Consider the following 12138-nt stretch of genomic DNA (forward strand, 5'->3'; position numbering starts at 1 on the left):
AGAAGGTGCTGTGCCCCGATCAGGTTCCAGGGACATGATCGAGATCCATATCCACTGCGGTGACCCAGTTCGGCTCCGCGACCAGCAAGCTCAGCCGGGCGTCGGGCAGGTCGATGTCGACGACGGATCGAAACCCAACCGACTCGGCAGCGGCGATGGCATTGCAGCCATCCGCGGATGCTGCGAAGACGAGTCGACGGCTGTACGGGTCGGCGGCCTCGACGGCCGCGAAGAGCGCATTGAGCAGGTCGGCCAGCAGTGGACCAGGCAGCGTGCCGGTGACGCGCACTTCGACGTCGTGGCTGTGGACGGGATAGGTATGCCGCAGGCGGCCAGTTGCGCAGCGCTCGAGTTCGACCGTCACTCCGCCGTCGACGGGATGACGGACATCGAGTACAACCGTTGTCCGGGAACGGGATCGGACCTCGACGGTCCACGGCTCATGGAGGACGGGCACGAAGATCGGGGGAGCCGACATGATCAGGGCCCTTCCGTGGCGAGCCGCCGGATGGCGATCTTGTCGAGCTTGCCGGAGGCATTGCGAGGCACCGACGGTACGAGTGTCAGCCGCCGTGGCAGCTTGTAGCGCGCTAGCTTTTCTGTCGCGTATTCGCGTACATCCTCGAGAGTTAGGCAAGCGCCGTCTGCGAGGCTGGCGATGGCGACTACCGCTTCGCCCCACTGCTCGTCGGGAGCGCCCACCACGGCGACGTCGACTAGCCCCGGCAGATCAGCGAGGGCACGTTCGACTTCGGCAGGATAGACATTCTCACCTCCGGTAATGATCATGTCCTTCAGGCGGTCGACGATGAAGAGGTAGCCGTCCTCATCGAGGTAACCGATGTCGCCTGAGTGGAACCAGCCTGCATCGTCGAACGCTGCGACAGTGGCCTCGGGATTGTTCCAGTAGCCCGGCGTGACATTGGGGCCACGGACCACCACCTCACCCGGGACGCCAGGTGCGACCTGTGTGTTCCAGTTCGGGTCGATGACACGGACCTCGGTGTACGGCATGGCGATTCCCGCAGATCCGAGTTTATCGAGGGTACGTTCGACGGGTAGATGGGTGGCGAAAGGGGCGGTTTCGGTCAGCCCCCACGCCTGCTGGAGCAGAATGCCGTGCCGAGCGAAGCGCTGGATCAGTGTAGGTGCGACCGGTGCTCCGGCGACCACGGCGGTGCGCAGGTGTGGCAGCTCGGTCTCGAAACAGCCGGGAACTCTTGCCAGGGCGGCCAGCATTGCTGGAACCGCGAAGAACGAATTCACTTGATACGAAACGAGATCGCGGAGGAAGGCGGCCGGATCGAAGCTGCGGCGGACGATCAGGGTGCCGCCACGGACGATAGTCCGCAATGCGAGTGCGTTGACTCCACCGATGTGGAATAGGGGAGCCACCGCATGGGTGATGTCGCCGCGCCTGGTGTCCAGGCGGCTGTCCACATTAACAGCGTTCCACCAGATGTTGCCGTGAGTGAGGACAACGCCTTTGGGAAGCCCGGTTGTCCCGGAGGTGAACATGAGGATGGCCGGATCGTCGAATCCTCGGGGGATGGCGGAGGCGGCAGGTGTCGCCTCCACGGCTTCGATGAGGCGAGCCCAAGGTTCCCAATACCCAGGTATTTCCGTCTCATTCGGCAGCTGTGGGTCATCGTCGATGAGCAGAAAGTGGCGCAGCTTGGTGTACTCGCGCACGGCCTCTACCGCGGCGCCGTGGCCCGGCTCGCACACGATGGCCGAGGCCCCACTGCTGGACAGCACGGCTCGTAGCTCGGGTCCGGCCAGTCGGAAGTTCACGGGAACGAAGATTGCCCCGAGCCGGAAAGTGGCCAGCATCGTCACGAGGTAGGCAGAGCTGTTCAAACCCAGATACGCGACACGATCACCGGTGGTGACTCCACGAGCTGCCAAGAGAACAGCCACCCGGGCGGTCTTGAGATCGAGCTCGCTGTAGGTGAGATCGCCTCCGGCATAACGGATCACCGTGCTGTCAGGCTGGAATCCGGCGAGCGTGCTGATTGCGGTGGCCGGGTTGATATTCACCGTTGTGGTTGGATGCGTCACGGTGCTCATCGAGGTCTCCTTGTGCTCGTTGTCGAGCGAACTACAGGTGGTCACCACCGGCGGCGGTGGCGAAGCCACGGACACCAATGCCGCCGTCGACCGAAATCGCTTGTCCGGTAATCGGTCCACTTTGTTCCCGCGAAGCGAGCAGCACGTAGGACCCGGTGAAATCGCGAGGGTCGGTGCTGGAGTCGTGCAGCGGGATCGGGGGCGGGGGAGCGTCGGAGCTGCGTTTAGCGAACGACGCGGCCAGCGAACGTTCGTGCAGCGATAGCGATTCCGGGCCGCGCAGGTCGGTGTTCATACCCCCGCAGGCGACGCCGTTCACACGGACCTTGGGTGCGAGCTCATAGGCGAGTTCGCGCATCAACCCGAGGCAGGCATGTTTGCTCGCGGTGTAGACCGGTCCACCACCGTTGACGTAAAAGGAGGCATTCGACAGCGTCATCACGATGCTGCCTCGGGTTTTCACCAGTTCGCGCCAAGCGGCCTCGGCAGCGAGGAAGTATCCCTTCACATTGATCGAGAACAGCTCGTCGAAGGTGTCGGAGAGTTCCTTGCCGTTGAGGCGAGTGAGCTGGCGCTGGTAGTCCCAGATGCCGGCGTTTGCGACCAGCGTGTCGAGTTTGCCGAAGTGGGAGACGGTTTCGGCGACCGCAGCGTGCATCTGATCGGAATCGCGCACGTCGGCCTCGATGGCAAGCATGCGGAACTGGTCAGGACAGGCCCCTACGACTTCGTCCAGCTTGTCGCGGTCGCGTCCGAGAATGGCCACGTTCGCGCCTTCGGCGACGAATCGTTCGGCGACCGCCCGTCCGACTCCGGAGCCGCCACCGGTGATCAGTGTGACGTACCCGTCCAGCCAGCCGCTCATGACAGCTCCGCCAGGAAGTCGCCGACCAGGCGCTCGAATTCGCGCGCGCGCTCGAGTTGGACCCAGTGCCCGCAATTGCCGAAGATGTGCATCTGTACGTTAAGGATGTTCTTGAGCATGAGTTGCGCGCCGTCCAAGGTGATGGTGCGGTCGTCGCGGCCCCACAGCAGCAGTGCGGGTGCCTTGATCTTGTGCAGGTCGCGCCAGAGCGGGTCCATGCCGTGTCGTTTGACGAAGGCAGCGTTGTAGCGGTGGTAGAACTCGATGTGGCTCTCGTCGAGGGATGCCTCGTAGCGGGCGTTCACGACGTCCTCGCCGAACTGCTTGTGGTCGAAGACCATGGTGCGGATGAAGTTGGCCATCTTCTTCACGCTGGGCCCGCCGCTGTTGTAGTAGCGGAACATCTCCTTCTGGCCCTCGGTGGGGGTGGGGCCGAAGGGGAGCCATCCGCCACCGGGTGCCATGAGCACCAGACCGGTGATCCGGTCCGGCTGGGTTTGCGCCATCGCAAGGGCGGCGGCACCGCCGAGGCTGTTGCCCAGCAGATGGAAGCCGTCGATACCCAGCGCATCGAGTGCCTGGAACAGGGCGTCGACAGTGATCTCGGTGATGGAACGGGCATCGAGGTCGGCCTCGGTGGGCCGATAGCTGCCGCCGAAGCCGGGCTGGTCGGGCAGGATCACCCGGAATCGTCGAGTAAGGGTGGCCAGGTTCTGGTGATAGTTGCTCACGCCGGAGGCACCGGGGCCGCCGCCGTGCAGCATGACCAGAACCGGGCCCCGCCCGGCTTCGGCCACGGCGATGGGGCCAAGAGCGGTGGCCACGGTGTGGTGCGTCAGCTGAATGTCGCGCTGTTGCAGGGCGAAATCGAGTTCGGACACGGACACGGTCGTCCCTTCGGTTGGTCAGAAGAAGGTAGAGATGTTCTTGGCCTGCAGGATGTTCTGATCCAGCAGGATGGCGCGGCGGGCGACCCGCAGCCGGTCGCCACTGCGGCGCAGCACATCGGTGCGCTGTCCGGCGAAGACGTTATCTTCGCGTTCGAGGCGGTTGCGGTAGACCAGGAATGCCGATCGCGCCAGCAGGTCGTCGGTCGTGAAGCCCAGTTGATCGGCCGGATCAGCATGGTGCACAACAACATTGGTGACGAGGTGGCGGGTGCGGGAGGGCGGGTCCTCGGCCCAGGCCATCCCGGAGTCGAAGCGCCGGATGCGCCAGGTGAGACTCTCCTTGGTCTCTTCGTAGTAGGCCGCCTCGCCGCGGGACGCGATCGACAGTGACTGCTGGCGGCGCAACCGGTTGGTACGGGTTGGCATCCAGTAGTCCAGGTCGTCGTCGAGCAGGTCCAGCCAGTCGGTGAAGCGCCCGGCGTCGAGCAGTTCGGCTTCTTCGTAGTAGAACTGCTCGACCTCGAAGTGAATCTCGCGGTCGGCCTTCGAGCCGGCCGCTAACTGTGCTGTTGTGATGCTCACGGTCTCATTCCATCCCTTCTACGGGCAGCGCCACAGTGGTTGTGCCGCACGGCGGCACGTCAGCTGCGCACTAGCTTGCGGAGGTCGGTCGAGGGGTCGGCGAGCCGGTCGCCGTCGACTGCGATGCCTCGGTCGATGAGGCGGCGAGCGGCGCGCACGGCGGTGGAGTTGTCGACGCCGACCGCTGCCACGACCTGGCCATTCCGCAGCCCGAAAGCCGCGAATGACGCTGAGCCGGGGGCGCCGCGTATCACGATGTCCTCGGCGGCGGCCATCTCGCCCACCACCTCGACGTGCCGGTGATGCCGATCGGTCCAGAACCACGGCGCGGTATCGGCCGGCGCGGCGGAACCGAGAATGGTTGCGGCAGCACGCTGCCCGTCGTGCTGGGCGGCCTCCCAGTGCTCGGTGCGCGGTAGCAGCGCACCGTTGCGCCGAGTGCGGGCCGGATCACCGACCGCGAGGACGGCCGGGTTGGAGGTGATCTGGCGCTGGTCCACGATGATGCCACGATCCACTTCCAGCCCGGCCGACGCGGCCAAACCGGTTTCCGGGACCATGCCGACGCCGAGGATGGCTACATCGAAAGTGCGGGGGAGATCAATACTCGTGAGCCGCGCCTCGATGCCGAACGCGGTGTCGCGCAACGACTCCACTCCAGCTTGGAGGGTGATGACACCGCGCTGGGTATGCAGCGTGTGCAGCCAGGCAGCGAGCTCGGATCCGACAGCGGCCGTCAGCGGCGGCCGGACCGGGTCGACCAGGACGACATCGCAGCCGAGATCGACCGCGGTGGAGGCGACTTCGGCGCCGATGAGTCCGGCGCCGACGACCAGCACGCGCGCCTCGGGGGTCAGGGCGGCCCGCAGACGGTCGGCATCCTCGCCGGTGCGCAGCACGTGCACCCGTGCGCTGTCGCTGCCCGGGATGGGCGGTCGGGCGGCTCGGCCGCCGGTGGCAAGCACCACGTGGTCGGTGGAAAGCGTTGTGCCGTCCGAGAGTTCGACACGGCCGAGGCCGGTGTGAAGCGCTGTGACGCTGGTTCGCGTGATGAGGCGAATCTTGTTGTCGTCGTACCATCGCGGCGGCTGTAGCGCGATGTCGGTGAACGCCTTGCGGCCTTCGAGGAACTCCTTCGACAGCGGTGGGCGGTCGTAGGGAAACTCCCCGGCATCGACGAGAGTGACATCGCCGACAAAGCCACCCGCCCGCAGCGCGGCGGCGGTGCTGACGCCGGCGATTCCGCCACCGACGATCACAACACTTCCGACCATCACGGCGCCTCGTTCGGGAACAGGTAGACCTCGCCGTCACGGACTTCCAGGCGATGCGGATGGGCATTCTCCGTGGCCGGAAGACACTGGACCTCACCGCTTTTCAGGCAGAACTTGCTCGAGTGCATCGGGCACTCGACATATCCGCCCTCGACCCAGCCCTCGGCGAGCGAGGCGACCTCATGGGTGCAGGTGTCGTTCAACGCGTAGATGCTGCCGTCGTCGTCGCGCAGCAGCGCGATGTCGTCGTCGGTGCCGGCGACAGCCTTGTCGATCGCGATACCTTGGCCGACCGGGATGTCGTCGAGTGTGGCTACCCGGATTCCCGTGCTGCTCATCGTTCTTCCTTCTCGTGCCAGGCCGGTGTGTTCATCAGATCGCGCCAGCGGCCGTAGAAGGCGCGCCCAGCGGCGTCGCTGTAGAGCTCGCTCGTCGTGCCGGGGTAGCGGCCGTCTTCGCGCTCGGACCCCATGCCCATCTGGTAGTTCAGCGGTACGCGGTTGGTGATGAAGCCGCGCGAGATGTGCTGTACCTCGCTCCAGTTCTCGCCGTCGTCCTGTTCGAAGATGCCGCTGGGGCCGAAGGTGCGCAGGTTGTACAGGCGTTGTGCCTCACGGACTTCCGGGGGCATCGACTTGTCCACCACGGTCCAAGCCCACACCTCCATGCGATCGGGGCCCTTCGGGTGCCAGACTCGGATGGTGCCGATCACCGGTAGATACGAGAAATTGGGGAAGATAGTGGCGTGGCCATCGGTGAGCGGTCCTTCTACCCGCGCGTCGCCGAGGCGCTCGCGCAGTGCCTCGTAATCGGTCCACTCGTGGACCTTCTGCGCGTTGAACCGGTTCTTCGGATGTACCGGGAATCCGGCGCCGTGACCGTTCGGATCCAGGTACTGGCGGCCACTGCGGTGCACGATCTCGTTCTTCGGATTCTTACTGGGCGACAACACCATCAGTGCCGACGCGTGACTCATGTTCACGTGGTACCAGTCGGTTGCGAACTGTTCGGCCGACAGCTTCCAGTTGCCGTCCAACACCCACTTGTGTACGCCGCCGACGACGGCCGTGCCCTCCGAATCGTGATCCAGCATGGCGTCCATGTACCACGCCATATCGCCGAGGTATTCGCGCAGCGAGACGGGATCCGGATTCCAGGTTCCGAAGATCAGACCGCGATAAGTCTGCACGTGCGGCACCTCGACCAAGCCCCAGTCTGCGGTGTCGAACGAGGCCGGATAGCCGTCCTTGTTCGGGATCGAGACGAGCTTGCCGTCCAGGTCGTAGGCCCACCCGTGATAGGTGCAGGTGAAATTCCGGGTCGCCCCGACATCCGCCCGGCACACCCGTGCGCCGCGATGGCGGCAGGAGTTCAGGTAGGCCCGGATCTTCCGGTTCTTGTCCATGGCGACGATGACCGGGTCCTCGCCCATATATGTGGTGAAGAAGTCCCCGGGCTTGTGAAATTGGTCGGTGTGCGCCAGGAACAGCCAGCTCGGGGCGAACACCCGTCGCAGCTCCTGGCGGTAGAGCTGCTCGTCGGTGAAGATGGCCCGGTCCAACAGGCCGCCCTCGGAATCGACCAGCCCGGAGACATCGAGATTGCGGGCCAGCTCGACCGGCCGCCGCAGGGCGCCGCACGGGGTGGCGGTGGCGGTCTCGCAACCTGTCGCGGGTTCGATGGTGGAGGTCATGGTCTTCAAAGAACCCGGTGGAAACCGCCGAATCCATCGCATGTTCCGCAGGACGGCACACCCCCGACGGGATCCGCGCGCTGTTCCGCAGGGCGGCACGCGGACTAGGGCGACGGGGATCCGCGCAGCGAGTGTGACCACATGCTCGCTGCACAGGCCATCGCCCAGAGCGCCACCGACCCGTTGTCGGGTCTTGTGGTGCGCGATATCGCTATCCCGTTGCCGCCACCTGGTTGGACTCTGGTCCGGGTGGTGGCGGCCTCGTTGAATATGCACGACCTGTGGACGCTGCGCGGCGTCGGTCATCCGCCGGAGCGACTGCCGATCGTATTGGGCTGCGATGCAGCGGGTTATGATGCGGACGGCAATCCGGTCATCGTTCACCCTGTGATCGCCGACCCGGACGCCGGTAGCGGGGACGAGACCCTGGATCCGAACCGCGCGTTGATGTCTGAACTCTTCGACGGCACCTTTGCCGAATACTTGGCCGTGCCTGCCCGGAATCTTGTGCCCAAACCGACGTGGTTGTCCTTCGATGAGGCGGCCTGTCTGCCGGTCGCGTGGACCACCGCGTACCGGATGTTGTTTACCAAGACCGGAATTCGACCCGGTGATCGGGTACTCGTCCAGGGAGCGGGCGGTGGAGTCTCCTCGGCGGCCATCAAACTTGCGGCGGCTGCCGGAGCAGTGGTGTACGCGACCAGCCGCAGCGAGAGCAAACGCGCCGAGGCGCTCGCATGGGGTGCCCATGCCGCCGTTCCTGCCGGTGAGCGGCTGCCCGAGAAGGTCGATGTGGTCATCGAAACTGTCGGCGCGGCGACGTGGGAACACTCCTTGAGGTCGCTACGGCCGGGCGGTGCGATCGTCGTGGCCGGAGCGACCAGTGGTGCCAACCCACCCGCAGATCTGAACCGTGTGTTCTATCTGCAGCAACGGATTCTCGGTTCCACCGGTTGCACCCGCGCCGAGCTGGAGGGAATGCTGCGCATGATGGGATCCACCGGCGTTCGGCCCGTGATCGATCGAACGTTGCCGCTCAGTGATATTCACAAGGGCTTCCAGTTGATGGTCGATGGCGATCTCACCGGCAAGCTCGTCATCCATCCGCCCGCTGTCTCGCACTGACATCCGACCCAGCTCGAGGAATCGTTATGACTGCAGCAGCTGTGGGACTCTCCCACTCACCGCTTATCGGCAAGAATGATCCGGCTCCGGACGTACTGGCTCGGGTGGACCAAGCCGTGTCCGCCGCGAAAGATTTCATTCGCGACTTCGATCCGGAACTAGTCGTGTTGTACGCACCCGACCACTACAACGGCTTCTTCTACAAGGAGATGCCGCCTTTCTGTCTGGCCACCGAGGCACACGCGGTCGGCGATTTCGACTCGGCGGCGGGTCAGCTCTCGGTTGACACGGGTGCGGCGAAATTGATCGCGAAGGGCGTGCTCGACCGCGGCGTCGATCTGACCATCTCGGCCCGGATGATCGTCGATCACGGGTTCGCGCAGCCGCTCGAAACCCTCTTCGGCGGCATCGACCGAGTGCCGGTGGTACCGGTGTTCGTCAACGGTGTCGCCACTCCGCTAGGACCGATGAGCCGAGTCCAGGCACTGGGCACCGCGATCGGCCGGGCGGCCGACGAATTGGATTTGCGCGTACTGTATCTCGCCTCCGGTGGGCTTTCGCACGATCCGCCGGTGCCCGTGCTGGACGGCGCGCCGCCGCGGGTTGCCGACGCGCTGATCGAAGGCCACGCGCCGACCCCCGAACAACGTGCCAAGGGCGAACTGCGGGTCGTACAGGCCGGCCGCGACTATGTCGCCGGAACCAGTACGATGACCCCCATCAACCAGGAATGGGACAACCGGCTACTGGACTTGCTAGAGCAGAATCGCCTCGGCGAGTTCGCCTCCTGGCCGGTGGACTGGATGGGCGAGCAGGGCGGCGGTTCCGCCCATGAGGTGCGCACTTGGCTGGCCGCCTACGCTTCGCTCGCGGCGGGGGGGCCTTTCGATCTGAAATACCGCTTCTACGAAGCGATCCCGGCCTGGATCGCCGGGTTCTCCGTTACCACGGCGCTCCGACAATGAGGTATCCGCACTACACCGACAACGGCCGGCGCAGTGCGCCCGCCGTGGTGTTCATCGGCTCGCTCGGCACCACGCTGACAATGTGGGACGCGCAGGTCGAGGACCTCGGCAGGCGATATCGCACCATCGCGGTCGACCTGCCCGGGCACGGAGGCACTCCGGTGCCGCAAGTGCCGTGCACGGTGCGGGGATTCGCCGCCGAAGTACTGCGACTGATGGACGCGCTCGGTATCGCTCGGTTCTCGGTAGTGGGTTTGTCGTTCGGTGGCGCGGTCGCGCAGACCCTTGCAGGAAGCCATCACGATCGCATCGAATCGGCCGTAATCGCGTGCGCCGCACCGCGATACACGGCGGAGTTGTGGCATGACAGGGCACAGGAGGTCCGCAAGCGTGGGCTGACCGGCGTGGTACAACGCACTGTGCTGCGCCGCTTCGCCCCCGGCTTCGACCGCCGGGAGCCGCAGGCCTACGCAGCATCGCTGCTGATGCTCTCCACCATGGATCCAATGGGCTACGCGGCCTGCTGCGATGCACTCTCCACCCACGACGCCGAAGCGCTGTTGTCGCGCATCACCGCGCCGACGCTGGTCCTCGCCGGCGAACTCGACCATGTCACCCCGCCCGCACTGGTACGAGAGATTCACACGCTCGTGCCCAACTCCGAATTCCGTCTCATCAGAGGCTGTGGGCACCTGGCGAACATCGAGAAGCCGCAGGCATTCAACACATTGGTCGACACCCACCTCGCGAATTCAATTGGTTCGCAGGAAACCTCGTTCCGTCCAGCGAAACGCGCCACTGATCGGCATGACCGTGCCCGGGCATGATCGGCGTGGCAGCTGTCAGAAGGACGTGAATTCACCTATGAACGCAACCAGTATCGAGGCGAACATCGTCGGGCAAGCTGCCGACCACCTCACGCACGCGATCCGGACACTGCGGCCGGTCGCACCGGTCCGCGATCTGCTCGGCGTGGGCGACATCGCACTTGCCTACGCCGTACAGGCGGAGCTCACCCGGCGGCGGGAAGCCACGGGCGGCGTGGTCGTCGGCCGCAAGATCGGCCTGACTTCACCGGCGGTGCAGCAGCAACTCGGTGTCGACCAGCCCGATTTCGGTGTGCTATTCGCCGACATAGATGTCTCGGGCGGCGCTGAAGTGCCCTCGCGGCGGTTGCTGCAGCCCAAGGCCGAGGCCGAAGTCGCTTTCATTCTGAAAGAGGATCTGGTAGACGGTTACCTGGAGGATGAACAGATAAGCGCCGCAGTCGATTACGCCGTCGCGGCGCTCGAAATTGTCGACAGCCGTATCACCGACTGGGACATCACCATCACCGACACGGTGGCCGACAACGCCTCCAGCGGCCTGTTCGTGCTTGCCGACAAGCAACTCACCCTCGCAGACTTCGCCCCGCGTGAGGTGACAATGCGGATGTACGCCGACGACGTGCTGGTCTCGAAGGGAACCGGCGCCGCCTGCCTCGGTGACCCACTCAATGCCCTGGCCTGGTTGGCCCGCACCGCCAAGGCGTATGGAAGTCCGTTGCGGGCCGGGCAGATCATCCTCACGGGTGCGCTCGGTCCGATGATTCCTGCGCTGCCGAGTACCCGTATTCGGGCCGAAATCGGTCCGCTCGGTCCGGTTTTCGCCACGTTCTCTCCCAAGGAGGGGCAATGAGCAACACCACCAAAACCAAGGTGGCCATCAACGGGTCAGGCAATATCGGCACCGACCTGATGATCAAGGTGCTGCGTCTGTCGGACACCCTGGAGGTCGGCGCCATGGTTGGCATCGATCCGGAGTCCTACGGGCTGGCGCGTGCCCGGCGCTTGAAGGTGCCCACCACCTCAGAGGGTGTCGACGGACTGATCGCCCTGCCGAACTTCGACGACGTTGACATCGTCTTCGACGCCACCTCCGCCGAGGCACACATCGCCAACGCCGCCAAGCTGGAACCCTTCGGCAAGAATCTCATCGAACTCACCCGGCCGCGATCGGACCATTCGTAGTGCCGCCGGTCAATCTCGACGAGCACCTCGACGCCGGCGTGGCGAACGTCAACATGGTGACCTGCGGCGGGCAGGCCACGATCCCAATGGTCGCGGCAGTCTCCGCGGTCGCCCCAGTGCACTATGCGGAAATCGTGGCCTCCATCGTCTCCAAATCCGCAGGCCCCGGCACCCGGCCCAATATCGACGAATTCACCGAAACCACCTCGCAAGCCATCGAATCCGTCGGTGGCGCGGCCCGCGATAAGGCGATCATCATCCTGAATCCGGCCGAGCCGTAGTAGATCATGCGTGACACCATCTTCTGCTTGATCGGCGACGCTGACCAAGACGCCATCCGCGCGTCCATCGCCGAGATGACCGAACGGGTTGCGCAGTACATGCCCGGCTACCGGCTGAAGCAGCAGGTGCAATTCAGCGCGGTGGATCCGGGTGAGCCAGTCCACACGCTGGTTCCCGCAGGTGCGGGTCCGGTGACGACCCGGGTGTCGGTGTTCCTCGAGGTGGAGGGCGCGGCACACTACCTGCCCGCTTACGCAGGCAATCTGGACACCATGACCTCGGCGGCGCTGCGTGTCGCCGAATCCATCGCCCGCCGGAAAGACAACGCCGCGCGGGGACTTACGACCGCCGGGGAGGCAGTGCGGTGACCCGTCAGCTCTACA

Annotated in this window: 12 protein-coding genes and 1 pseudogene; 5 read left to right on the forward strand and 8 right to left on the reverse strand. The window is 65.0% G+C overall.

Annotation, left to right across the window (positions count from 1 at the left end):
* Nucleotides 1-19 precede the first annotated feature (19 nt).
* The 8 genes from ACQP1O_RS16630 to ACQP1O_RS16665 form a co-directional block, all read right to left on the reverse strand.
* Nucleotides 20-364: a hypothetical protein gene (locus ACQP1O_RS16630; RefSeq protein ID WP_433566679.1), complete on the reverse strand. Its 345-nt coding sequence runs from the start codon at nt 362-364 to the stop codon at nt 20-22.
* A 116-nt stretch (nt 365-480) separates the two neighbouring features.
* Nucleotides 481-2070 (reverse strand): acyl-CoA synthetase, encoded by a 1590-nt coding sequence (locus tag ACQP1O_RS16635; protein ID WP_433566680.1) that lies wholly within the window; start codon nt 2068-2070, stop codon nt 481-483.
* A gap of 31 nt (nt 2071-2101) precedes the next feature.
* Nucleotides 2102-2935, reverse strand: coding sequence for a 3-(cis-5,6-dihydroxycyclohexa-1,3-dien-1-yl)propanoate dehydrogenase (gene hcaB, locus ACQP1O_RS16640; RefSeq protein ID WP_433566681.1), 834 nt, complete (start codon nt 2933-2935; stop codon nt 2102-2104).
* Nucleotides 2932-3780, reverse strand: a complete 849-nt coding sequence (locus ACQP1O_RS16645; protein ID WP_433567702.1) for an alpha/beta fold hydrolase — start codon at nt 3778-3780, stop codon at nt 2932-2934. The genes hcaB and ACQP1O_RS16645 overlap by 4 nt, the downstream gene beginning before the upstream one ends.
* Nucleotides 3781-3840: 60 nt before the next feature.
* A complete protein-coding gene (locus ACQP1O_RS16650; protein ID WP_433566682.1) occupies nt 3841-4407 on the reverse strand; it encodes a 3-phenylpropionate/cinnamic acid dioxygenase subunit beta in 567 nt (188 codons plus the stop codon).
* Nucleotides 4408-4466: 59 nt separating this feature from the next.
* Entirely contained in the window at nt 4467-5681 is a 1215-nt protein-coding gene (locus tag ACQP1O_RS16655) for an NAD(P)/FAD-dependent oxidoreductase (protein WP_433566683.1), read from the reverse strand.
* Entirely contained in the window at nt 5681-6019 is a 339-nt protein-coding gene (locus ACQP1O_RS16660; protein ID WP_433566684.1) for a non-heme iron oxygenase ferredoxin subunit, read from the reverse strand. The genes ACQP1O_RS16655 and ACQP1O_RS16660 overlap by 1 nt, the downstream gene beginning before the upstream one ends.
* Nucleotides 6016-7188 carry an aromatic ring-hydroxylating dioxygenase subunit alpha gene (locus tag ACQP1O_RS16665; protein WP_433567703.1) on the reverse strand — a complete coding sequence of 391 codons (1173 nt, stop codon included), beginning with the start codon at nt 7186-7188 and terminating at the stop codon, nt 6016-6018. Before ACQP1O_RS16665 ends, ACQP1O_RS16660 begins: the two co-directional genes overlap by 4 nt.
* Before the next feature lie 327 nt (nt 7189-7515).
* Here ACQP1O_RS16665 and ACQP1O_RS16670 point away from each other — a divergent pair, with 327 nt between their 5' ends.
* The 5 genes and pseudogenes from ACQP1O_RS16670 to ACQP1O_RS16690 all read left to right on the forward strand — a co-directional run bounded on the left by ACQP1O_RS16670 (nt 7516) and on the right by ACQP1O_RS16690 (nt 12123).
* Nucleotides 7516-8499 carry a zinc-binding dehydrogenase gene (locus ACQP1O_RS16670; RefSeq protein ID WP_433566685.1) on the forward strand — a complete coding sequence of 328 codons (984 nt, stop codon included), beginning with the start codon at nt 7516-7518 and terminating at the stop codon, nt 8497-8499.
* A 26-nt stretch (nt 8500-8525) separates the two neighbouring features.
* The gene (locus ACQP1O_RS16675; RefSeq protein WP_433566686.1) at nt 8526-9464 is read left to right on the forward strand and encodes a 3-carboxyethylcatechol 2,3-dioxygenase; all 939 of its coding nucleotides are present in this window, start codon (nt 8526-8528) and stop codon (nt 9462-9464) included.
* A 44-nt stretch (nt 9465-9508) separates the two neighbouring features.
* Nucleotides 9509-10291 carry an alpha/beta fold hydrolase gene (locus tag ACQP1O_RS16680; protein ID WP_433566687.1) on the forward strand — a complete coding sequence of 261 codons (783 nt, stop codon included), beginning with the start codon at nt 9509-9511 and terminating at the stop codon, nt 10289-10291.
* Between the two features lie 37 nt (nt 10292-10328).
* Nucleotides 10329-11141 carry a 2-keto-4-pentenoate hydratase gene (locus tag ACQP1O_RS16685; protein ID WP_433566688.1) on the forward strand — a complete coding sequence of 271 codons (813 nt, stop codon included), beginning with the start codon at nt 10329-10331 and terminating at the stop codon, nt 11139-11141.
* Nucleotides 11138-12123, forward strand: a pseudogene (locus ACQP1O_RS16690) (acetaldehyde dehydrogenase (acetylating)). The gene ACQP1O_RS16685 and the pseudogene ACQP1O_RS16690 overlap by 4 nt, the downstream one beginning before the upstream one ends.
* The last annotated feature ends 15 nt before the right edge of the window (nt 12124-12138 follow it).

This window comes from Nocardia sp. CA-151230, assembly GCF_050942175.1.
Lineage (GTDB): Bacteria > Actinomycetota > Actinomycetes > Mycobacteriales > Mycobacteriaceae > Nocardia.